This is a genomic window from Streptomyces sp. L2 (assembly GCF_004124325.1).
Taxonomy (GTDB): Bacteria; Actinomycetota; Actinomycetes; order Streptomycetales; family Streptomycetaceae; genus Streptomyces.
The window spans coordinates 7,370,739-7,391,886 of the sequence record NZ_QBDT01000001.1; the positions used below are offsets into that span (position 1 = coordinate 7,370,739).

Genomic DNA, 21,148 nt, shown 5'->3' on the forward strand with positions numbered 1-21,148 from the left:
GCACCCTGACCCGTGGCGCCGCTCCAGGTCAACACCGATTCCCTTGGACCGGGCGGTCACATTCCCCCGGCCCGGGCGGTCACCTCTCCCGGCCGGCCAGGAACTCCAGCAGCAGGCCCAGTTCCCGGTCCGGCCCCGGGGAGAGGGGGAGCCCGGAGAGCAGCGCGCGGGCCGCCGCCATGCGGTCGTGTGCCTCGGCGAGAGCCGCCGTGCGGCCGCCCGCCGCCTCGATCAGGGCGGCCGCCTCCCCGGCCCGGCCGGGGGAGCGGAGCAGCTCGGGCAGGTGCCGGGCGGCGGGGGAGCCGAGCGCGGCCAGCACCGGGAAGGTCTTCTTGCGCTCCCGCAGGTCGCCGTGCACGGGCTTGCCCGTGACCGCCGGATCCCCCCAGATCCCCAGCACGTCGTCCACCAGCTGGAAGGCGACCCCGAGGTGCCGTCCGGCCCGGTCCAGCCCGGCGACCACCGGTTCCGGGGCCCCGCCCAGCGCGGCCCCCAGCGCGGCGGCACAGCCCAGCAGCGCGCCCGTCTTGCCCTCCGCCATCGCCCGGTACTCACCGGTCGTGACCCGGTCCGGCCCGGTCCACGGCCGGGCCGTGAACAGCAGGTCGTCGGCCTGCCCGCGCACCAGGCCGGCCAGCGCGCCGGACAGCAGCCGTACGGCGCCCGGGCCGCCCGGCGCCGCGGCGAGGGTCTCCACGGCCAGCGCGAACAGGGCGTCCCCGGCGAGCACGGCCGGGCCGGTGCCGTACGCCTTCCACACCGCCGGGCGGCGGCGCCGGGTCGCGTCACCGTCCATGACGTCGTCGTGCAGCAGCGAGAACGCGTGCACCAGCTCCACCGCGACCGCGGCCGGCACCCCGGCCCGGCCGTCGGCGCCCGCCGCCTCGGCGCCGAGCACCGCCAGCGTCTGTCGCACGCCCTTGCCGCCCGGTGCGGCGGCGGGCGCCCCGCCGACCTCGCACCAGCCGAAGGAGTACGCGGCCATCTCCGCCACCCAGGGATGCAGCCGGCCCACCGCCTCCGTGAGCGCGGGCCGCACCAGGTCCCGGCAGCGGGCGAGGACGTCGGGCGCGGCCGGCGGCGCCTGCGCCGCGGGGGAGGGCGCGGTCACCGTACGACCGCCGCGCCGGCGCCGAACTCCTCCTGCGCCCGGGCCACCAGCGCGCGCACATGGCCGGGCCCGCCGCGCTCCAGAGCGGCGGCCAGGTCGGCGAGTTCGGCCGCCGTCTCCTCGGGGTCGCGGCCGAGCCGGGCCCGGGACTTCGCCAGGCCCAGGCGGGACAGCGCCTCCCCGCGCGGCTCGCTCATGGCCCGGAACTCCTCCAGGGCCCGTGCGTACAGCTCCCGGGCCTCGGTGTAACGGCCGGCGCGGTAGAGGACGTTGCCGCGCATCTTGTGGTTGTAGGCGAGCGCGCTGGACAGCTTCATCGCCCGGCAGGTCGCCTCGGCCTCGGACAGCAGCTCCAGCGCCCGTCCGGTGTTCCCGTCGCGCGCCGAGAGGATGTCGGCGAGCCCGCGCAGCGCCCAGGCGTGGCCGCGCCGGTCCTCGGCCCGCCCGGCTATCTCCGCGGCCTCCTCGAACAGGGCGTACGCCCGGTCCAGGTCACCGGTGTTGCGGTGGATCTGCGCGATGCCCTCCAGCGCCCACACCGTGTGCCGGGCCTCCCCGCGCCGCCGGGCCTCGGCCAGCAGCTGTTCGTGGAGCCGGCCGACGGCCTCGTAGTCGCCCTGGATGCGGCCCGTCTCGGCGAGACCCGCGAGGGAGTAGCCGCGTACGACGACGTCCCCGCCGCGCTCGCCGAGGTCGGCCGCGAGCCCCAGCAGCCGCCACGCCAGCGGGAACGCGCCGCGCTGGCGGGCCAGGGTGCCCCCGCTCCACAGCGCCCACGCCATCGCCGCCGTGTCCCCGGCCTCCCGCGCCGCGCGGTAACTCGCCTTCCAGGAGCGGTCGGCGTCCCCGATGCGGCCGAGCCGCCGCTGCGCCTCGGCCACGGCGAGCCCGCAGCGCGCCACCTCGCCGGGGCGCCCGGACCGCTCGGCCTCGCGCAGCCGCTCGGTGCCCTCGGCCAGCACGTCGGCCAGCGAGGAGTTCACGGACAGGGTGGTCAGGGCGCCCTGGTACTCCGGGGCGAAAGCCTTGCCGTACATGCGTACCCTTCTATACACCATGTGTATACATGATGTGTATAGCATCGTCGAAACGCGCCCCGGCCCCCGGAGGGGCCAGGGCGTGGTCTGTCGCCGGTCAAGACGCGGGTACGGCGGGGCGGGTTGCCCGCACCGCGTGGATCACCTCGTGAAGATTCAGTGCTGCTGCGCCTTCTGCGGTGTCACCTCGCTCGGCCGCACCACGACGTAGCCGTCGCCCTGGAGCATCAGCTGCACCGCTTCCCCCGAACCGCCGCGCAGCATCGAGCCGATGGACTGCGAGCGGTGCAGCGAGGTCTGCAGGTGCGCGGTCCAGCCGACCACCGCGTCCGTGTCGACGTACACCGGATACTGCGCCGAGACCGGGATGACCAGCGGGTTGCCCTCGCAGACCAGGCCCAGCCGGCCGTGTCCGCTGAACACGCTGTTGAACAGGCCGCCACCGGCGATGCCGGAGCCCTTCACCGTCTTGATCTCGTACGACAGCGACGCGTCGAAACACAGCACGTTCCGCCCGTTCACCGTGAACAGGTCGCCCGGCTCCACCTCGACGACGAAGCAGTTCTGCGCCTCGTGCGCGAACCAGGCCTCGCCCTGACCGCGCACCGCCATCAGGGGCAGGCCCTCACCGGTGACGGCACGCTTGAGCATGCCGCCGACCCCCTGCCCCTTGCGCTCGAAGCTCAGGTCGCCGCGGTAGGCGATCATCGCGCCCTGCCGGGCGTGCATCTCGCCGTTCACGGCGTACTTCAGGCACTTGGCGTTCTCGACGCTCATCCCCGGCTCGACGGCCGGCTGCACCACATGCTGACTGGAGAACAGATCACCCTTCATGCGGGCATGGTGTCCCGGACGCGGTGGTTCCGCCAAGATCACGGAAAGTGCCCGTTCAGACACCGGGGGGCGAAGCCCGGCGCGCCTTGGCCGTCCTGCCGCAGAACGCCGACTCCAGGGCGCCGCCGAGGGCGCTCAGGACACGGCCGTTGTTGGAGGTGTCGGCCAGCGCGGAGAGGGCGCGTTTCCCGTCCTTGGAGGCGAAGGCGTAGGTGTAGTAGCCCTGGACGGCGCCCGTGTGGCCGTACACGGAGACACCGCAGGACAGGGTGCGCCGGCGCAGCCCGAGCCCGTAGGCCGTGGTGGCGTTCACCCGCTGGAAACGCTCCATCTCCGCGAGCCGCGCCGGGGACAGCAGCCTGCCGCCGAGCAGGGCGGAGTAGAAGGCGTTCAGGTCCCGGGCGCTGGAGATGAGGGCGCCCGCGCTCTGCGCCCACGACACGGTCTGGTCGGTGGCGTCGACCAGCGGGGCGCCCGCCGTGTCCGGCGTGAGGTAGCCGCGGGCGTGCCGGCCGGGGATGGCGGTGTCCGGGTGGACGTAGAAGGTGTCGCTCAGCTTCAGCGGACCGATGATCCGGTTCTGGTACTCGGTCCTCACCGGGTGCCCGGTGAGTTTCTCGATGAGCAGGCCCGCGACGACGAAGTTGGTGTTCGAGTACGAGTAGGCGGCGCCGGGCGCGTTGGTGCGGGGCTTCTTCAACGACAGGGCGACCAGCTGCCGGTAGCTGAAGACCTTGTTCCGCACGGCTTCGAATCCGGACACCGTATGGGCGAACATGTCGTTGGTGTAGTCGTACAGGCCGCTGCGGTGGCCGAGGACGTGCCGGACCGTGATGCGGTCGTCGGGGAGCAGTCCCGGCAGATAGTGGTTGACGGAGGCGTCCAGGTCGAGCTTGTGCTCGTCGGCCAGTTGGAGCAGGACGACGGCCGAGAAGGACTTGGTGACGCTGCCGATGCGGAAGCGGTCGCCGACGGCGATGGCCCGCCGGGTGCTCCGGTCGGCGACCCCGCGGGTCAGCCCGTAGGTGTGGCCGCCCTCGTCGATCCGGGCGAGGACCCCGGGCGCGCCGTCGGCCACCACCGAACGCAGCACCGCTGCCAGGCCGGTGGTGTCAGGCGCCGGCAGCGCCCGGGCACGGGGGAGCGGCGGGGCCGCCGGCCGGGCCTGCGCCCGAGCGGTGGCGGGGACCGCGAGCAGCGAGAGGACGACCGCGCCAAGGACCGCGCCCCTGCTCACAGTTGCTGAGACCATCGGGTTCCCACTTTCCTTCCTGTCCGGATCTCGTTCGTCCCGACGCGAGGTCGACGCGAGGTCGACGCGAGATCGGTCACATTCGGCCCTGGGAACCTAAGGGACTTGACCGGCATCTCCACAGCTGACACACAGTTCGTCAACTTGTGATCACTCTATGGCGCTGTTTTGCAAAGGATTGCCATAGAAGGTCGCGAAATGAATCATTCCGCCTTTACGTGCACATGACTGATCGGCAAGGGTGGCGCCTCGGGGCCCGACCAGCCCCCGTGACGGCCGAAAGGCGTCATGTGTCAAGGCGGTTGGTGATCCCGGCTGCCTTCGAACGAAGGAACCCTGATCAGTGCGTAGACCGCACATACGCAGCGTGGCGGTCGCCGTCGCGGTGACGACGGCTGCCACGGGCCTGGCCGGCACGGCCTTCGCGAGCCCCTCCAAGGTAGTGGGCCGGACCTCCGCGTCCGCCGCCATGGCCACCTCGGCGGTGGTGAGGGCGGCGCACACCGCGGCCTTCGCCCACGCCTCGGCCACCGGGGTCTCGAAGGGCGACGAACTCCACGCCCAGGACGTGATGATCGACCCCGAGGGCGCACGGCACGTCCGTTTCGTCCGTACGCACGACGGGATGCCGGTGCTCGGCGGCGACCTCGTCGTCCACCTGAACCGGCAGCTGGCCTACACGGGTGTCACCCGCGCGGCCGACCACAGCGTCAAGCCCACCGCCGCCAAGGCCAAGGTGACCGCGGCCCAGGCCGTGGCCAAGGCCGCCAAGGCCGCCAAGGGCCACGCGGCCCACGCCGAACTCGTCGTGGACGCCCGTGAGGGCGCCTCCGCCCTCGCCTACCAGGTGACGGTCACCGGCGCCGACGGCACCTCCAGCACCGTCGTCGTCGACGCCCTGTCCGGCACGGTGCGCAGCAACACGCCCGACAGCGACCAGTTCCTGTCGCCGAAGCTGCTCGCCGAGCTCCAGAAGAACGGCGAGAGCGCCGACCCGGCCACCGGCACCGTCGCCGCCGCGCCCTCCGGACTGCTCACCGGCCGTCCGTACTCCGCGGCGCACTACCCGGCGACCGCGCACGGCACCGGCAAGACGCTCTTCGTCGGCAACGTCGGCCTGACCACCACGGCGACCTCGCGCGGCCACTACCAGCTCAAGGACCCGACCCGGTACGGCACCGAGGTCCGGGACGCCAAGGGCTCGTACACCGAGAAGTTCAGCAGCGGCACCAAGTTCACCAGCACCTCGAACGTCTGGGGCAACGGCAAGACGACCAGCCGCACCAGCGCCGCCGCGGATGCCCAGTACGGCATCACCAAGACGCTGGACTTCTACAAGAACACGTTCAAACGCAAGGGCATCGCCAACAACAGCAAGGCCGCCCAGGGCATGGTGCACTGGGGCAAGAAGGTCGCCAACGCCTTCTGGGACCCGACCTGCAACTGCATGCTGTACGGCGACGGCGACGGCCAGACGTTCAAGAAGCCGCTCGTCGTCATCGACGTCACCGGCCACGAACTGACCCACGGCGTGGTGGAGGCGACGGCCAAGCTGGAGCCGACCTACGTCGACTCCGACGGCAACCAGTACGGCGAGCCCGGCGCGCTGAACGAGTCCCTCGCGGACATCTTCGGCTCCAACGTGGAGTTCTACGCCAAGAACTCCCACGACAACCCGGACTACCTGATCGGCGAGAAGCTGGGCCTCGCCCAGAAGTTCCTGCGCCGCCTGGACCACCCGTCGCTGGACAAGCTCGAGGGCACCATCGACTACTGGTCGCCGGACACCTACTACACCGAGGTGCACGCCGGTTCGGGTGTCTCCTCGCACGCCTACTACCTCCTCGCGGAGGGCAGCGGCAAGAAGACGATCAACAAGGTCAAGTACGACTCGCCGACCTACCACCACATCGCGGTCAAGGGCATCGGCCGCACCAAGGCCACGGCGATCTTCTACCGTGCGCTGACCCGCTACATGGTCTCCACCACCGACTTCCACGGCGCGCGCGTCGCGACGCTGAAGGCGGCCAAGGACCTGTACGGCGTCCACAGCACCGCCTACAAGACGGTGGACAAGGCGTGGGCCGCGGTCAACGTCACCGCCGCCAACACGCCGAAGGCCCACCACTGAAAGACCGGCCAAGGCCGACGGCCCCCCGCCTCTGACGGGCCGCCGTACCGCACGGCACCACCGGATGCCCCGCCCCGCGTGGGGCATCCGCGTGTCCGGCGCCGGCCGCCCGGCGTGCGGGCCGGCGGCGTCGGCGGGACCATGACCAGCGTGGGACACGGCGGCTCGTCACCCAGGGTCGGCCCGACGCCCGGAGGGTCCGCGACACGCAGGGACCCCGCCCGGTGACCGGCGGGATCACCCGCGCCTGCCGGGCCGCCGCAGCCCTGCTCGCCGTCGCCGCCGCCACGGTCCTGCCCGCCCACGCCGGCGGCATCCGCCCCGGCGACGGCCCCCCGCCGCCACCCGGAGTGGTCACCTGGGCCGCCGCGGCCGACCCCGTGGGCGTCTCCCTGCCCGACACCGGCTACCGGCTGATCGTCCGCACCAGCGTCGCCGGCCGCGACCTGCGCATACGGCTGTCCAACGCCTTCGGGGACCGCCCCCTCACCCTGGACGGCGTGTACGCCGGGCTGCGCGCCCGGGGTGCCGCGCTCGTCCCGGGCAGCAACCGGCCGCTGACCTTCGGCGGCGCCCGCACGGTCACCGTGCCGGCCGGCCGTTGTGTGTGGAGCGATCCGCTGCCCGGCACGGTCCCCGCCGGGACCGACCTCGCCGTCAGCCTCCACACCCGGGACGCGACGGGCCCGGCCACCGGCCACCTGCTCGCGCTGCAGACGTCGTACACCGCGCACGGCGACCACACCGCCGAGGAGAGCGGCGCCAACTGGACGCGGGCGACCGGCTCCTGGTGGTACCTGGACGCCGTCTCCGTACGGCCCGCCGACCCGGCCACCGGTTCCGTCGTCGCCCTCGGGGACTCCCTCACCGACGGACAGCGGTCCACCCCCGACCTCGACCACCGCTGGCCCGACTACCTCGCCCGGCGCCTCGCCACCGCCGGCACACCGGTCCGGGGCGTGGCCAACGAGGGGATCTCCGGCAACAAGGTCCTCGCCGACGGCACCGGCCAGAGCGCCCTGCACCGCCTCGACCGGGACGTGCTCTCCCTGCCCGGCGTCCGGACCGTGTTCCTCTTCGAGGGGGTGAACGACCTCAAGGCCCACACCGGCGTCACCGCCGGCGACCTCATCGCCGGCTACCGGGCCGTCGTCCGGCGGGCGCACGCGGCCGGCCGCTGCGTCGCCGCCGCGACCATCGCCCCGTTCAAGGGAACACCCGAGTGGGACCCGGCCGCCGAGTCCGCCCGCCGGGCCGTCAACCGGTACATCCGCACCAGCGGCGCGTTCGACGCGGTCACCGACTTCGACCGCGTCCTGCGCGACCCCCACGACCCCGAGCGGATCCGCGCCGCCTTCGACAGCGGCGACCACCTCCACCCCGACGACCGGGCCATGCGGGCCTTGGCCGACGCCGTACACCTCCCCGACCTCGACTGCCCCCCGCTGGAGCGCGCCCGCTGAAGCGCCTCCGCTGAACGTGCCCCCGCCGTCAGCCCGCGGCGGGCGGTTCCGGCGGGACCAGGCCGCGGCGGTGGGCGATCGCCACCGCCTCCGTGCGGCTCGCGGCGCCCAGTTTGGCGAGGATGTTGGACACGTGGACGCTCGCCGTCTTGCCCGTGATGAACAGTTCCTCGCCGATCTGCCGGTTGCTGCGGCCCCGGGCGAGCAGGCGCAGCACGTCCTGCTCGCGGGCGGTCAGCGGGGAGTCGCCGCCCGCGTCGGCGGCGGTGTCCGTGAGACGGCCGCGCCGGAGCAGCGCGTCGGTCCGCCGCAGCAGCGGAACGGCGCCGAGCGCGGCCGCCGTCCGACGGGCCGCGCGCGCCGGCCCGGCCGCCTCCGTACGGCGCCCGACGGCCAGCAGCGCCTCCGCGTGCCGCAGCCGGCAGCGCGCCTGCTCGTAGGGATCGCCGTAGCCGAAGGCGGCGACCGCCTTCTCCCAGGCCGCCGGATCCGGCCCCGACACCGCCGTGGCGTACTCCGCCTCGGCCCGGGCCAGCCAGGCCTGCCCCTCGGGGCCCTGCGGGCGGCCCTCCTCGTCCTGCGCGGCCGTGGCTCGCGCCGCCTCGATCAGCTCGTCCGCGAGCCCGGCCCGGCGGGGCTCGTCCGCGAATCCGGCCCGGCGGGCCTGCTCCCGCGAGTCGCCGGCGGCCCGGTCGGCGACCGCCGCCAGGGCCAGGGCCGCGAGGCGGACCGTGACGCCGGGCCGGCGGCCGGAGTCGTCGACGAGCGCCGCGACCGTGGCCCGCATCCGCTCCACCGCCGCCTCCGCGTCACCGCGCAGGGCGGCGGCGTCCGTCAGCACGATGCCCGCGATCAGCGTGCCCATCCAGGTGAACGGCCCCGCCAGCAGCGCCTCGGCCCGCACGGCCGTGTTCCCGTCGCCGCGCGCCACCGCCACGTAGAGCGCGGGCCCCACGATGTGCCCGGGCAGACCGGCGGCCGCGTCCAGGCACTCGTCCCAGCGCCCCAGCGTGTACAGCACCAGCAGCTGGAGATAGCGCATCTCCAGCGGATACGGCGACGACAGCAGCCCGGCCCGGCGGGCCCGCTCCAGACCCTCGGTCAGCAGCGGCAGGCACTCACCGAGATCGCCGGCCTCGAACGCGCCCATGGCCAGGCTGAACAGGGCCCGCATCTCCACGGGACCGTGCCCGGCGGACCGGGCCAGCTCCCGGGCCTGACGCAGCCGCGCCCGCCCCTCCGGGGAGCGCCGGCCGCCGCCTTCGAGACCGGCCAGGGAGATCAGCAGATCGGCCCGGGCATCGGTGACACCCAGCTCCTCGGCCGCCCGCAGCGCCTGGTGGGCGATGCGCAGCGCGGCGGCGTCCTCACCGACCTGGCGGGCCGCCATCGCGTGGGTGGCCGCCGCCCACACCCACGTCCGGGACGGCGGCTCGGCCGGGATCATCGCCAGCGCCTCGCTGCTGTAGCGGAACGCCGCCGTCAGCCGGTCCACCGTGAGCAGGTTCCCGGCCAGCGTGTACCGGATCCGGGCGGCCAGCGCGGAGTCGGCGTCCTGGCCGACCTCGGCGAGCGCGGCCCGGGTCAGGGACACCGCCCGGTGCGCGTCCCCGCCGTGCGCCGCGGCGGCCGACGCCCGCAGGGTGAGCGTGGCCCGGTCGACCCCGGTGAGGGCGGGACGCGCGGACGGCGGGACGGACGCCCACAGGTCCAGCGCGGCCTCCAGGTGCCGCAGTTCCTCGGCCGGGGCGCCCACCCGGCGCGCGTGATCGGCCGCCTCCAGGGAGGCGGCCAGCGCCTCGGGCAGGTCGTGGCTCTCCCGGTAGTGGTGGGCGCGCTCGGCGGCCGTCTCCTCGCCGCCGCGGGCGGTGAGCAGCCTGGCGTACGCGCCGTGCAGCCGGGACCGCTCACCGGGCAGCAGGTCGGCGTAGACGGCCTCCCGGATGAGGGCGTGCCGGAAGGAGTACGTGTCCCCGGCGCCGGGGACCAGCAGCTGCCGTCCGACGGCCTCGCGCAGCGCCGACTCCAGCGCGTCCTCGGGCAGCCCGGCCGCGTCCCGCAGCAGGTCGTGCCCGACGCGGCGGCCGGCCACCGCGGCGGTCCGCAGCACGCGCTGTGCCGTGTCCGGCAGCTGTTCGACCCGGATCAGCAGCACGTCCGCCAGCCCGCTGGGCAGCCCGCCGGAGTCCGCGCCGGCCGCCGCGACCAGTTCCTCCGCGTAGAAGGCGTTGCCCTCCGCGCGCTCGACGATGCCGCGCACCGTGGACTCGGGCAGCGGACTCTCCCGCAGCGCCCGGACCAGCCGGTCGACCTCGGCGTCGGGCAGCGGCCGCAGTTCCAGGCGCTCCACGGCGGGCAGCCGGACCAGCTCGGCGAGCAGGGGGCGCAGGGGGTGGCGGCGGTGCAGGTCGTCGGAGCGGTAGGAGGCGAACACCGCGAGCCGGCGGTCGGCGGTGCCCGGTCCCGGGCGGTGCGGCACGCCCCGGCTGAGCAGGAAGCGCAGCAGGTCCCGGGAGGACTGGTCGGCCCAGTGCAGGTCCTCCAGGACGAGCAGCAGCGGGGCCCGCGCGGCGAGGTCGGCGAGCAGGCCCGCGACGCCCTCGAAGAGCCGCAGCCGGGCGTCGGGGTCCCGGGCCGTGTCCGTTCCGGCGCCGAGCAGCCGGTCCACCACCGGATGCCCGGCCAGCACCCCGGAGAACCGCTCGTCGTCGGCGAGCACGCCCAGGATCTCGGTGAACGGCAGATACGGCAGACCGACGTCCCCGAGGTCGACGCAGTGTCCGGTGACCACGCTCACCCCGGCCCGTCCGGCCCGTCCGGCGGCCTCGTCCAGCAGCCGTGTCTTGCCCACCCCGGCGTCCCCGGCGATCAGCACGGCCCGCGCCTCACCGCCCCGGGCGCGCTCCAGCACGCCGGACAGCCGGGCCAGTTCCTCGTCCCGGCCGACCAGCGGCGATGTGCTGAACGTGGTCTGCGACACGGCCCCATCCTGACACGCACCACCGACAACCCGCCCGTGACCTGCGCCGGTTCGGCCACGGGCCGCGCGGGCCGACCACTCGCCGGCCGCCCTCACCGTCGGCGCGTCAGCGCAGCGTCTCCGCCCAGTTCGCCGGCACCCGGCCCGCCGGGCCCGGCGCCGGCTGGCCGGCGGGGCGGCTCGCCGGGGGAGCGAGGTCGGGTCCGGTGCCGTACAGCTCCTCCGTGGCGAAGTTCCAGAACCAGTGCTCGCCCGGTTCGAAGCTGCGGATCACCGGGTGCCCGGTCTCCCGGTAGTGCGCGGTGGCGTGCTTGGCCGGGGAGTCGTCGCAGCAGCCGATGTGCCCGCACGTCGCACACCGGCGCAGGTGGAACCACCAGCCCCCGGCGGCCTCGCACTCCACGCACCCGGTGCCGCTCGGCGGCACGCCCGGGTCGATCCCGCTCACCTCGCTCATACGGCCTCCTCAGCCGGTGAGTCCGCGGCCCGGTCGCCGGCCGTCTCGGCGGTCAGGGGCAGCAGCACCTGGAAGCGGGTGTCGCCCGGCACCGACTCGACCCGCAGGCTGCCGTGGTGCTTGTCGACCACGATCCGCCAGGAGATGTCCAGACCGAGCCCCGTGCCCTCACCGACCGGCTTGGTCGTGAAGAACGGGTCGAAGATCCGGCCCTTGATCTCCGGCGGGATGCCGGGTCCGGTGTCCCGGAACTCCACCAGAAGCCGCTCGTGGTCCCGCGCGGTCCGCACGGTGAGGGTGCCGGCCCCGCCCGCGCCGGCGATCGCGGAGACCGCGTTGTCGATCAGGTTCGTCCACACCTGGTTCAGCTCCGCCGGGTAGGCCGGCACCGGCGGGAGCGTACGGTCGTACTCCTTGACGACCTCGACGCGCGAGCCGATCTTGCCCGACAGCATCAGCAAGGTGCTGTCGAGGAGTTCGTGCACGTCGACCACCCGGAAGGGCGCCCGGTCCAGCTGCGCGTACTGCTTGGCGGCGTCCACGAGGTGCGAGATCCGGGTCGTGGAGTCCTCGATCTCGTTCATCAGCAGCTCGGTCTCGATGGTGTAGTTGAGCCAGGCGACCGCCCCGGCCAGCACCTCCTCGTCGACCGCGGCCGCGACCTGCTCCAGCCAGTCGGTGTCCAGACCGGCCTGCACGAACGTCGGCGCCACCTGCCAGCCGAAGTCGATGCCGCGGTCCTCCAGCCACTCCGTCAGCGCGTCCTCCCGGTCGGACGCCTCCAGCGGGCTGAGCGCCGGGGCCTTGGCGACCCGCTCGGCGGTCCGCTCCTGGATCTCGATCAGATCCGCCAGCGCGTCCCGGGAGAACGGGCCCTCGGCGATCACATGGAGCTTGTGCCGCATCTTCGCGACCCGCTCCCGCAGGGTCGAGGTGGCCCGGACGGCCGCAGCCGCGGGATTGTTCAGCTCGTGGGTGAGCCCGGCCGACAACGAGCCGAGCGCCAGCAGCCGTTCCCGCTGCCCGATCGCGGCCTGGGTGTTCTTCGACCCGAAGAACAGGCCCTCCAGCAGGTGGACCGCCATCGGGAACCACTCGGCCATGATCTGCGCGAAGGTGTCCGCCGGCAGCACGAAGAACCGCGTCGGCTCCGTCACCCGCATCGAGTTCCGGTAGACCTGCCCGGCCGCGTCCCCGAGATAGGCCTGCGTGGCGCCCGCGTACACCCCGCGCTGCGCGGTCCGCGAGACCTCCACGTCGTCCTGGCCGACGCGCCGCGAGAGTACGACCGTGCCCTCGATCATCACGAAGAAGCAGGTCGCCGGGTCACCCTCGGCGTACACCGGGCCGGGCTGGAACAGCTCCACCCGGCCCTCGCTGCACAGCCGCCCCAACTGCTCGGGGGCCAGCTTCTCGAACAGGAACAGGGAGCCGATCTCCTTCGGGCTGCACGGCATCACCTGCCCGCTCATGACTGCTCCAGATACCGGTGGACGAGCATCACGGCCATGGCTCCCTCTCCGACGGCGGACGCGACCCGCTTGGCGGACTCGGCGCGCGCGTCACCCGCCACGAACACCCCGGGCACGCTGGTCTCCAGGTGGTACGGCGCCCGGTCCAGCTCCCAGCCCGCCGGCGGCCGCCCCTCGACGGCCAGGTCCGGGCCGGCCAGGATGAACCCGCGCTCGTCCCGCAGCACCGTCTCGCCCAGCCAGTCGGTCAGCGGGGCGGCACCGATGAACACGAACATCCACTGCGCGTCCACCCGTTCGCTCTCCCCTGTGCCGGTGTGGCGCAGCGTCAGCTGTTCCAGGTGGTCCGTGCCGTGCGCGGCGTCCACCGCCGTGTGGCAGCGCACCGAGATGTTCGGCGCCTCGTCGAGCTGCTGGATCAGGTAGTGCGACATCGACGCCGACAGGTCCGGGCCGCGCACCAGCAGCGTCACCGACTTGGCGAACCGCGACAGGTACATCGCCGCCTGGCCCGCCGAGTTGGCGCCGCCGACGATGTACACGTCGTGCCCCTGGCAGGCGGCCGCCTCCGTCAGCGCGGAGCCGTAGAACACCCCGCACCCGGTCAGGTCGGTGCAGCCGGCCGCGTCCAGCTGCCGGTACTGCACGCCGGTCGCCAGGATCACGCTGTGCGCGGCGACCGCCGAGCCGTCCGAGAACCGTACGACCCGTGCCGCACCGCACGCCTCGAGACCGGTCACCTCGCGCGCGGTGAGGATCTCGGCGCCGAACCGGGCCGCCTGCCGCCGCGCCCGCTCGGTGAGCTGCGCGCCGGAGACGCCGTCGGGGAATCCCAGGTAGTTCTCGATGCGGGAGCTCTGCCCGGCCTGCCCGCCCGTGGCCGAGCGTTCCACGAGCACGGTCCGCAGGCCCTCGGAGGCGCCGTAGACGGCCGCGCCGAGTCCCGCGGGGCCGCCGCCGATGACCACGAGGTCGTAGAAGTCGGAGGTGGGTGTGGTCGCGAGGCCGACGCGCGCGGCCAGTTCGGGTGCCTCGGGCTCCACCAGTGCCGTGCCGTCCGGGGTGATCACCACCGGCAGCCGTTCACCGTCCTGCCCGGCCGCAGTCAGCAGCCGCCGCCCCTCCGGCTCCTGCACCGAGTACCAGCGGTACGGCACCTGGTTGCGGGCCAGGAACTCGCGGACGTCCGAGGAGCGGGCCGACCAGCGGTGCCCGACGACCTTGGTGCTCGGCACCGGCCGGTGGTCGCCGGCCCGCCACGCCTGCAGGAGGTCGTCCAGCACCGGGTAGAGCTTCTCCTCCGGCGGGTCCCAGGGCTTGAGCAGATAGTGGTCCAGGTCGACGACGTTGATCGCGTCGATCGCCGCGTTCGTGTCCGCGTACGCGGTCAGCAGCACCCGGCGCGCGCCCGGGTACACGTCCAGGGCCTGCTCCAGGAACTCGATGCCGTTCATCTGCGGCATGCGGTAGTCCGCGAGGATCACGGCCACCAGGTCGCCGCGCAGCTTCAGCTCGCGCAGCGCCTCCAGCGCCGACTCGCCGGACTCCGCGCGCACGATCCGGTACGACTCGCCGTAGCGCCGCCGCAGGTCACGGGCGACGGCGCGGGAGACCCCCGGATCGTCGTCCACGGTCAGAATGACGGTCCGCGCTGTCTCGGCGGCCTGTGCCATGCGTCTCCCACCCCGAGTGGTCGGTTCCCGCCCATCGTATGTTCGATCGCCCTGGCGCGCTCTGGTATTCCGCCGCCCCCACGGGGCATGGGTGAAGACTGATCACCCGTCCCCGGACAACGAGGAGGCCATGGAATGACACGCCCGGTCACGGCAGGGGTGGACGGTACGGAGGAGAGCCTCGCCGCGCTCCGGTGGGCGGGCCGGGAGGCCGTACGCCGGGGTCTGCCGCTGCGCGTGGTGCACGCCTGGCGGTACACGGCGGACCTGGCGGTCGCGGACCGCGACACCCAGCACGGCTGGGTGGCCGAGGGCACGGCCGAGGCGGTCCGCGCCGTCGCGGAGCGGCACCCCGGGCTGGAGGCGAGCGTGGACGTGGTCGAGGGCCGGGCCGCCACGGCGCTGGCGGAGGCGTCGGCCGGGGCCGAGCTCCTGGTCCTCGGCTCGCGCGGGCACGGCACGGTCGTCGGGTTCCTGCTCGGTTCGGTCGGGCAGCAGGTGATCGCGGAAGCCGCCCGGCCGGTGGTGCTGGTGCGGGCCGGCGACGACGCGGCGGCGGAGGCCGCCGGGCGGGGTGTCGTCGTGGGCCAGCACGGCACCCCCGAGGACAGCGCGGGCGCGCTGCGGTTCGCGTTCGAGACGGCGGCGGCCCGGGGTGCCACCGTCCACGCGGTCCGCGCCTGGGCCCTCCCGCCCGTCTTCGCCTACAGCCCGGGCTCGATGAAGCTCCTGGACGACGCCGGGGGCCTCGAACCGTACGAGAAGCAGGCCCTCGCGGAGGCCCTGGGGCCGTGGCGGGAGCGGTTCCCGGAGGTGCCCGTGGCCGAGCACGTGGAGATGGGCAGCGCCGGCCAGGTGCTGCTGTCGATGGCCGAGGGCGCCCAGCTGGTGGTCGTCGGGCGCCGGGAACGCCGTACGGCGGTCGGCGCCCGCATCGGCTCGGTGGCGCACGGCGTGCTGCACCACGCGCGGTGCCCGGTGGCGGTGGTCCCGCAGGAGTGACGCGGGCCGGGGGGACACGGGTGTCGCGGGCCGGGGGTGACGAGGGGACCGGGGGGTGGGGCTATTCGGGGGTCGTGGGCTCCAGGGTGGCGCGGGCCTTCGGCAGGACGTGGTCGACGTAGTCGCGTACGGCCGCGTCCAGGCCGACGTCACCCTCCGCCTGCTCGGACAGGAACCAGCGGTGTTCCAGCAGTTCGTGGTAGATCTCGGCCGGATCCATGGAGCCGCGCGACGGCGCCGGCACGGCGCGCACGGTCGGCCGGAACACGTCCCGCACCCAGCGGTGGGCCAGCACCTCGGGCCGGGCGGCGAGGGGGTCGCCCGGGGCGTAGTCCTCCTGGGTGGCCATCCAGCTCTCCAGGTCGTTCAGCAGCCGCCGCGCCTGGTTCTCCTCGGTGTCCAGGCCGGTCAGCCGCAGCAACTGCCGCTGGTGGTGGCCGGCGTCCACGACCTTGGGCACGAAGGTGACGGTGTCGCCGCCGGAGGAGTGCTCGATCTGCATCTCGGCGACGTCGAAGCCGAGGTCGTTCAGCCGACGTATCCGGCGTTCGATGTAGTGGTACTTGCCCGCCGGGTACACCGAGGTGCGGGTCAGCTCCTGCCAGAGCCCGCCGTAACGCGTGCAGATCTCGTGGCCGAACTCGACCGGGTCCACGGAGGGGTGCAGCGCGCCCGACGCCTCCAGGTCCAGCAGCTCGCCGCTGATGTTCACGCGGGCCAGATCGAGGTCGTACTCCCGCTGCCCGGGGCTGAGCCGGGGGTGCAGGTCGCCGGTCTCGGCGTCCACCAGGTACGCGGCGTAGGCGCCCGCGTCGCGCCGGAACAGGGTGTTGGACAGCGAGCAGTCGCCCCAGGCGAACCCGGCCAGGTGCAGCCGCACCAGCAGCACCGCGAGGGCGTCCATCAGGCGGTGCATGGTCGCCGGGCGCATGGTCGTCTCGAACATCGAGCGGTACGGCAGCGAACCGCGCAGATGGCGGGTGATCAGCACCGGCTCCAGCGGGCCGCCCGTGCGGTCGGTGCGGCCGGTCACCACCGCCAGGGGGTCCACGGCTGGGATGCCCAACCGGTCCAGGTCGCGCAGCAGTTCGTACTCGCGCCGGGCGGGCCGCTCGGCCAGCTCCTTGACGGCGATCACCTCGTCGCCGGCGTGCGCGTACCGCACGACGTGCCGGGAGATGCCGCGGGGGAGTGGCACGAGGTACTCCTCGGGCCACTCCGCCAGGGGCACGTCCCAGGGCAGCGCGAGCAGAAGCGCGGGGTGCTCCGGGTTGGTGGCGTTGATCTGCAGGGCCATGGGACGAACCCTACGGCCCCGTGGCCGGCTCCGGACCGCCCGTTCCCGCGCCCCGGCAGAACCTAGGCCGCCCGCTCCCGGGCCAGTTCGGCGGCCGCGCGGACGGCGCCCCGGTGGACCGGGCCGTGTCCGGGCAGCAGGGTGTCGCCGTCCAGGGCGGCGATCAGGTCCAGGGAGCCGATCACGCGGGCCCGGTCGTGGTGGAAGAAGTCGTGCAGGAGCTGCGGACCCTCGACCCGGGAGGTGGCGTGGCCGCTGATCAGGGCGTCACCGGAGATCACGATCCCGGAGTCGGGCAGGTGGTAGACGCAGTGGCCGTCCGTGTGGCCGGGGGTGTGCACCGGTACCGGCCGGCCGGGCAGGTCGAGCGGGCCCTCGGCCGGGAACGGCTCGGGCGCGCTGACCGGGTTGTGCTCGGTGCCGCCCACGCGGATCACGTGCACCGCCCACGGCACGACACCGGGCCGCCAGGCGTTGCGCACCACGTCACCGATGGTGGCCTGCTGGAGGAACTCCCGCCGCGCGTGCGGGACTTCGAGCGGGTGCAGATACACCGGCGTGCCGTACGTGGCGCGCAGGTGCTCGGCCGAGCCCACGTGGTCGTTGTGCGCGTGGGTGATCAGCACGGCGGCCACCGCCTCCGGTGAACTGCCCACCTGGGCGAGGGAGTCCAGCACGCCCTGCCGGTCCCCGGGATAGCCGGTGTCCACCAGGGTGACGGCGTCCCCGTCCTTGAGGATCACCCAGTTGGTGTTGTGCCCGTGCACCAGGTAGGTGGTGTCGGTGACTTGCTGTACGTCCGGCCGCATGATCTCCCCGAGCCCCTGAGTGTCGATCGTCGTCGCACAGCCAACCAGAGTCCGCGCGGGACCGCGCCGGGAGGGTGGCAGCAGGGTCAGCGCACCCCGCGCGGCCTGAACTGCACGCTGACCCGCGGTCCGGCCGGGCGGGCCGTCTTGGGCACGCAGTGCTCCCAGGTGCGCTGGCAGGAGCCGCCCATCACGATGAGGTCGCCGTGCCCGAGCGGGCGGCGCAGCGTGGCCGCGCCGCCGCCGGCGGGGCGCAGCAGCAGGTCGCGGGGCTCGCCCACGGAGAGGATCGCGACCATCGTGTCCTGGCGGGAGCCGCGCCCGGTCCGGTCGCCGTGCCAGGCCACGCTGTCCCGGCCGTCGCGGTAGAAGCACAGCCCGGCCGTGGTGAACGGCTCGCCCAGCTCCTCGGCGTAGTGCGCGGACAGGGCCGCGCGGGCCTCGTCCAGCACCGGGTGGGGGAGGGCGTCGTCCTCGCCGTAGAAGGCGAGCAGCCGGGGTACGGCCACCACGTTGTCGTACATCTTCCGGTGCTCCGCCCGCCAGGGCACCTCGGCGGCCAGCCGCTCGAACAGGGCGTCGGCGCCGCTGAGCCAGCCGGGCAGGACGTCGATCCAGGCGCCGGAGCCCAGTCCGGTCCGGGCGAGCCCGTCGAGGGGGCCGAGCCGCAGCTCGTCGGTCTGGTCGAACAGGGAGCCCTGGAGGTGCGTGGACATGGGGCCAGCGTACTCCTTAATCGAAAATGTGTTCCAAATGATCATGGAGGAGTCGCGGGCCGGAGTCGTGGCCCGGAGCCGGGCGGGGCCGACGTCGCGAGCCCTTTCGATACACCGATGTATTCGATACATTCATGTATCGAACGAGGGAGGGTCATGGAACAGACGGCCGGGCGAGTCACCCGGCGCCGGGTCCGTACCCGGGCCAACCTGCTCGACGCCGCCTTCGCGGTCTTCGCTGCCAAGGGATTCGGCCGCGTCTCCATCGAGGAGGTCTGCGAGGCCGCCGGCTACAGCCGGGGCGCCTTCTACTCCAACTTCGCCACCCTGGACGAGCTGTTCTTCGCGCTCTACCAGCAGCGCGCCGACCTCATCGCCGCCCAGGTCGCCGACGCCCTCGCCCAGGACGGCCCCGGCCTCGACGTGCCCGCTTCCGTGGACCGGGTCACCGAGGTGCTCCTCCTCGACGTGGACTGGCTGCTGGTGAAGACCGACTTCCTGGTCCACGCCGCCCGCGACCCCGCCGTCGCCGAGACGCTCCTCGACCACCGGGCCCGGCTCCGGCAGGCCGTCGCCGACCGGCTCTCCCGGACCCGGGTCCCCACCGAACTGCCGGCCGTGCTCGGCGGCGCCGACGGCGCCGCGCACGCCGTGGTCGCCGCGTACGACGGCGTCACCACCCGGCTGCTGCTGGACAAGGACGTCGACGGCGCCCGCGCCTGGCTGAAGCAGCTGCTCACCGCCGTGCTGACCGACGGCAGCGGCACCCCGGACGAGTCGTAGAGGGAAGGGAACGAAACGCCATGGACGCGGACGTCATCGTCGTCGGAGCGGGCCTCGCCGGCCTGGTCGCGGCGCACGAACTCACCAGCAGGGGCCGACGGGTCGCCCTGGTCGACCAGGAGAACGCCGCCAACCTCGGCGGTCAGGCGTTCTGGTCCTTCGGCGGGCTGTTCCTCGTCGACTCGCCCGAACAGCGCCGCCTCAATATCAAGGACTCCTTCGACCTCGCCTGGAGCGACTGGCAGGGCAGCGCGCAGTTCGACCGCACCGCCGACGAGGACTCCTGGGCGGTGCGCTGGGCCCGCGCCTACGTCGAGTTCTCGGCCGGCGAGAAGCGGTCCTGGCTGCAGGGGCACGGCATCACCCTGCTGCCCACCGTGGGCTGGGCCGAGCGCGGCGACCTCAGGGCCGACGGGCACGGCAACTCCGTGCCCCGCTTTCACATCGCCTGGGGAACCGGCACCGGCGTCGTCGAACCCTTCGTCCGGTACGCCCGGCAGGCCGCCCGGGACGGACTGCTCACCTTCCACCACCGCCACCGGGTCGACGAACTCGTCGTCGAGGACGGCGCCGCGCGGGGCGTGCGCGGCACGGTGCTCGCCGCCGACGACTCACCGCGCGGCGTGGCCTCCAACCGCGACCGGGCCGGCGACTTCGAACTCACCGCCCAGGCCGTCGTCGTCACCTCCGGCGGCATCGGCGCCGACCACGACATCGTCCGCCGCTACTGGCCCGAGCGCCTCGGCACCCCGCCCGCGCACCTGGTCACCGGTGTGCCCGCCTACGTCGACGGCCGTATGCTCGACATCAGCGCCGAGGCCGGTGTACGGCTGGTCAACCGCGACCGCATGTGGCACTACACCGAGGGGATTCAGAACTGGGACCCCGTCTGGCCCGGCCACGGCATCCGCATCCTGCCCGGCCCCTCCTCGGTCTGGCTCGACGCCCTCGGCCGCCGCCTGCCCGACCCCTGCCTGCCCGGCTACGACACCCTGAGCACGCTCAGGCACCTGCGCACCACCGAGGACATCGCCGGGTACGACCACTCCTGGTTCGTCCTCACCCGGAAGATCATCGAGAAGGAGTTCGCGCTCTCCGGCTCCGAGCAGAACCCGGACATCACGGCCAAGGACCGCAAGGCCGTGCTCCGCGACCGGCTGCTCGGCAAGGGCGCACCCGCCCCGGTGCAGGCCTTCCTCGACCGGGGCGCCGACTTCGTCACCGCAGGCAGCCTGGAGCACCTGGTCGAGAAGATGAACGGTCTCACCGACAAGCCCCTGCTGGACGCGGCCGAGGTCCGCCGCCAGATCGAGGCCCGCGACCTGCAACTGGCCAACCCCTACAGCAAGGACTCGCAGATCCAGGGCATCCGCAACGCCCGCCGCTACATCGGCGACCGCCTCGGCCGCGTCGCCACCCCGCACCGCCTCCTGGATCCGGCCGCCGGCCCGCTGATCGGCGTCCGTATGCACGTGCTGACCCGCAAGACCCTCGGCGGCATCCAGACCGACCTCGACTCCCGCGCGCTGGGCGCCGACGGCACGCCCGTCGAGGGCCTGTACGCGGCGGGCGAGGTGGCCGGCTTCGGGGGCGGCGGCGTCCACGGCTACAACGCCCTGGAGGGCACCTTCCTCGGCGGGTGCCTGTTCTCGGGTCGCGCGGCCGGCCGGGCGGCGGCACGGCAGACGGCCTGACCCCGGCTCAGGCCGCGGCGGTGCCGGCCGGCCTCAGCCCGTGCCCTTGAGCAGCTCCGCCAGCACCGAGGCCTGGCTCTCCTCCGGCGTCCTGGACGCCGTGAGGAGGGTCACCGGGCCCTCGCGGACCGCCGTCCGCAGCCCGTCGAGGAGTCCGGCGGCCTCGGGGGTCTTCAGCTCCTCCTCGTACCGGCGACGGAACTCCTCGTAGGAGCCCCCGCCGCCGTGGTACCACTTGCGCAGCTCCGTCGACGGGGTGAGCCCTTTCGGCCACTCGTCGACGTGGGCCTCGCCCTTGGACACCCCGCGCGGCCACAGCCGGTCCACCAGGACCCGCAGGCCGTCGTCGGGGTCGGGTGATGCGTAGATCCGGCGCACGCGCACGCTCACGGCGAAGTACCTCCCGGGTCGCGGACGGTACTCCGAGCCTACTGCCG

The 21,148-nt window shown here is 73.9% G+C and carries 17 protein-coding genes; 5 read left to right on the plus strand and 12 right to left on the minus strand.

Features of this window, described 5'->3' with window-relative positions; all coding sequences use genetic code 11:
* Nucleotides 1–79 precede the first annotated feature (79 nt).
* The 4 genes from DBP14_RS32980 to DBP14_RS32995 form a co-directional block, all read right to left on the minus strand.
* Nucleotides 80–1,111, minus strand: a complete 1,032-nt coding sequence (locus tag DBP14_RS32980; protein WP_129311289.1) for a polyprenyl synthetase family protein — start codon at nucleotides 1,109–1,111, stop codon at nucleotides 80–82.
* Nucleotides 1,108–2,148, minus strand: coding sequence for a tetratricopeptide repeat protein (locus DBP14_RS32985; protein ID WP_129311290.1), 1,041 nt, complete (start codon nucleotides 2,146–2,148; stop codon nucleotides 1,108–1,110). Before DBP14_RS32985 ends, DBP14_RS32980 begins: the two co-directional genes overlap by 4 nt.
* A 156-nt stretch (nucleotides 2,149–2,304) precedes the next feature.
* Nucleotides 2,305–2,982 (minus strand): AIM24 family protein, encoded by a 678-nt coding sequence (locus DBP14_RS32990; RefSeq protein ID WP_129311291.1) that lies wholly within the window; start codon nucleotides 2,980–2,982, stop codon nucleotides 2,305–2,307.
* A gap of 55 nt (nucleotides 2,983–3,037) precedes the next feature.
* Nucleotides 3,038–4,234, minus strand: a complete 1,197-nt coding sequence (locus tag DBP14_RS32995) for a serine hydrolase domain-containing protein (RefSeq protein ID WP_129311292.1) — start codon at nucleotides 4,232–4,234, stop codon at nucleotides 3,038–3,040.
* Nucleotides 4,235–4,577: 343 nt separating this feature from the next.
* Here DBP14_RS32995 and DBP14_RS33000 point away from each other — a divergent pair, with 343 nt between their 5' ends.
* Together DBP14_RS33000 and DBP14_RS33005 are read left to right on the plus strand one after the other, a co-directional pair.
* Entirely contained in the window at nucleotides 4,578–6,365 is a 1,788-nt protein-coding gene (locus tag DBP14_RS33000) for a M4 family metallopeptidase (RefSeq protein ID WP_164992457.1), read from the plus strand.
* Between the two features lie 293 nt (nucleotides 6,366–6,658).
* Nucleotides 6,659–7,828, plus strand: coding sequence for an SGNH/GDSL hydrolase family protein (locus tag DBP14_RS33005; RefSeq protein ID WP_241741303.1), 1,170 nt, complete (start codon nucleotides 6,659–6,661; stop codon nucleotides 7,826–7,828).
* 28 nt (nucleotides 7,829–7,856) lie between these two features.
* Here the strand turns inward: DBP14_RS33005 and DBP14_RS33010 are convergent, their stop codons facing one another.
* From DBP14_RS33010 to DBP14_RS33025, 4 genes are all read right to left on the minus strand, one after another.
* The gene (locus DBP14_RS33010; RefSeq protein WP_129311294.1) at nucleotides 7,857–10,808 is read right to left on the minus strand and encodes a helix-turn-helix transcriptional regulator; all 2,952 of its coding nucleotides are present in this window, start codon (nucleotides 10,806–10,808) and stop codon (nucleotides 7,857–7,859) included.
* Between the two features lie 106 nt (nucleotides 10,809–10,914).
* The gene (locus DBP14_RS33015) at nucleotides 10,915–11,265 is read right to left on the minus strand and encodes a UBP-type zinc finger domain-containing protein (RefSeq protein ID WP_129311295.1); all 351 of its coding nucleotides are present in this window, start codon (nucleotides 11,263–11,265) and stop codon (nucleotides 10,915–10,917) included.
* Nucleotides 11,262–12,737 (minus strand): ATP-binding protein, encoded by a 1,476-nt coding sequence (locus tag DBP14_RS33020; RefSeq protein WP_129311296.1) that lies wholly within the window; start codon nucleotides 12,735–12,737, stop codon nucleotides 11,262–11,264. Before DBP14_RS33020 ends, DBP14_RS33015 begins: the two co-directional genes overlap by 4 nt.
* Nucleotides 12,734–14,410 carry an FAD-dependent oxidoreductase gene (locus DBP14_RS33025; RefSeq protein WP_129311297.1) on the minus strand — a complete coding sequence of 559 codons (1,677 nt, stop codon included), beginning with the start codon at nucleotides 14,408–14,410 and terminating at the stop codon, nucleotides 12,734–12,736. The genes DBP14_RS33020 and DBP14_RS33025 overlap by 4 nt, the downstream gene beginning before the upstream one ends.
* A gap of 135 nt (nucleotides 14,411–14,545) precedes the next feature.
* Here DBP14_RS33025 and DBP14_RS33030 point away from each other — a divergent pair, with 135 nt between their 5' ends.
* Complete coding sequence (locus DBP14_RS33030) at nucleotides 14,546–15,412, plus strand: universal stress protein (protein WP_129311298.1); 867 nt, start codon at nucleotides 14,546–14,548, stop codon at nucleotides 15,410–15,412.
* A gap of 61 nt (nucleotides 15,413–15,473) precedes the next feature.
* On the opposite strand, the gene DBP14_RS33035 is transcribed toward DBP14_RS33030, so the two are convergent.
* The 3 genes from DBP14_RS33035 to DBP14_RS33045 all read right to left on the minus strand — a co-directional run bounded on the left by DBP14_RS33035 (nucleotide 15,474) and on the right by DBP14_RS33045 (nucleotide 18,234).
* Complete coding sequence (locus DBP14_RS33035; RefSeq protein WP_129311299.1) at nucleotides 15,474–16,709, minus strand: DUF4032 domain-containing protein; 1,236 nt, start codon at nucleotides 16,707–16,709, stop codon at nucleotides 15,474–15,476.
* A 62-nt stretch (nucleotides 16,710–16,771) separates the two neighbouring features.
* Nucleotides 16,772–17,518, minus strand: coding sequence for an MBL fold metallo-hydrolase (locus DBP14_RS33040; protein WP_129311300.1), 747 nt, complete (start codon nucleotides 17,516–17,518; stop codon nucleotides 16,772–16,774).
* Between the two features lie 86 nt (nucleotides 17,519–17,604).
* A complete protein-coding gene (locus DBP14_RS33045) occupies nucleotides 17,605–18,234 on the minus strand; it encodes an alpha-ketoglutarate-dependent dioxygenase AlkB (protein WP_129311301.1) in 630 nt (209 codons plus the stop codon).
* A gap of 156 nt (nucleotides 18,235–18,390) precedes the next feature.
* On the opposite strand from DBP14_RS33045, the gene DBP14_RS33050 reads away from it, so the two are divergent.
* Together DBP14_RS33050 and DBP14_RS33055 are read left to right on the plus strand one after the other, a co-directional pair.
* The gene (locus DBP14_RS33050) at nucleotides 18,391–19,017 is read left to right on the plus strand and encodes a TetR/AcrR family transcriptional regulator (protein ID WP_129311302.1); all 627 of its coding nucleotides are present in this window, start codon (nucleotides 18,391–18,393) and stop codon (nucleotides 19,015–19,017) included.
* Nucleotides 19,018–19,037: 20 nt separating this feature from the next.
* Nucleotides 19,038–20,711, plus strand: a complete 1,674-nt coding sequence (locus DBP14_RS33055) for an FAD-binding dehydrogenase (protein ID WP_129311303.1) — start codon at nucleotides 19,038–19,040, stop codon at nucleotides 20,709–20,711.
* A 33-nt stretch (nucleotides 20,712–20,744) separates the two neighbouring features.
* Here the strand turns inward: DBP14_RS33055 and DBP14_RS33060 are convergent, their stop codons facing one another.
* On the minus strand, nucleotides 20,745–21,101 hold the full coding sequence (locus DBP14_RS33060; protein ID WP_206739395.1) for a DUF488 family protein: 357 nt from the start codon (nucleotides 21,099–21,101) through the stop codon (nucleotides 20,745–20,747).
* Between the last annotated feature and the right edge of the window lie 47 nt (nucleotides 21,102–21,148).

What these genes read in the sequence shown, in the direction of transcription:
- DBP14_RS32990 (WP_129311291.1), bottom strand. Translation starts at nt 2,982, where the DNA reads ATGAAGGGTGATCTGTTCTCCAGTCAGCATGTGGTGCAGCCGGCCGTC.
- DBP14_RS32985 (WP_129311290.1), bottom strand. Translation starts at nt 2,148, where the DNA reads ATGTACGGCAAGGCTTTCGCCCCGGAGTACCAGGGCGCCCTGACCACC.
- DBP14_RS32995 (WP_129311292.1), bottom strand. Translation starts at nt 4,234, where the DNA reads ATGGTCTCAGCAACTGTGAGCAGGGGCGCGGTCCTTGGCGCGGTCGTC.
- DBP14_RS33020 (WP_129311296.1), bottom strand. Translation starts at nt 12,737, where the DNA reads ATGAGCGGGCAGGTGATGCCGTGCAGCCCGAAGGAGATCGGCTCCCTG.
- DBP14_RS33025 (WP_129311297.1), bottom strand. Translation starts at nt 14,410, where the DNA reads ATGGCACAGGCCGCCGAGACAGCGCGGACCGTCATTCTGACCGTGGAC.
- DBP14_RS33035 (WP_129311299.1), bottom strand. Translation starts at nt 16,709, where the DNA reads ATGGCCCTGCAGATCAACGCCACCAACCCGGAGCACCCCGCGCTTCTG.
- DBP14_RS33045 (WP_129311301.1), bottom strand. Translation starts at nt 18,234, where the DNA reads ATGTCCACGCACCTCCAGGGCTCCCTGTTCGACCAGACCGACGAGCTG.
- DBP14_RS33015 (WP_129311295.1), bottom strand. Translation starts at nt 11,265, where the DNA reads ATGAGCGAGGTGAGCGGGATCGACCCGGGCGTGCCGCCGAGCGGCACC.
- DBP14_RS33030 (WP_129311298.1), top strand. Translation starts at nt 14,546, where the DNA reads ATGACACGCCCGGTCACGGCAGGGGTGGACGGTACGGAGGAGAGCCTC.
- DBP14_RS33040 (WP_129311300.1), bottom strand. Translation starts at nt 17,518, where the DNA reads ATGCGGCCGGACGTACAGCAAGTCACCGACACCACCTACCTGGTGCAC.
- DBP14_RS33050 (WP_129311302.1), top strand. Translation starts at nt 18,391, where the DNA reads ATGGAACAGACGGCCGGGCGAGTCACCCGGCGCCGGGTCCGTACCCGG.
- DBP14_RS33055 (WP_129311303.1), top strand. Translation starts at nt 19,038, where the DNA reads ATGGACGCGGACGTCATCGTCGTCGGAGCGGGCCTCGCCGGCCTGGTC.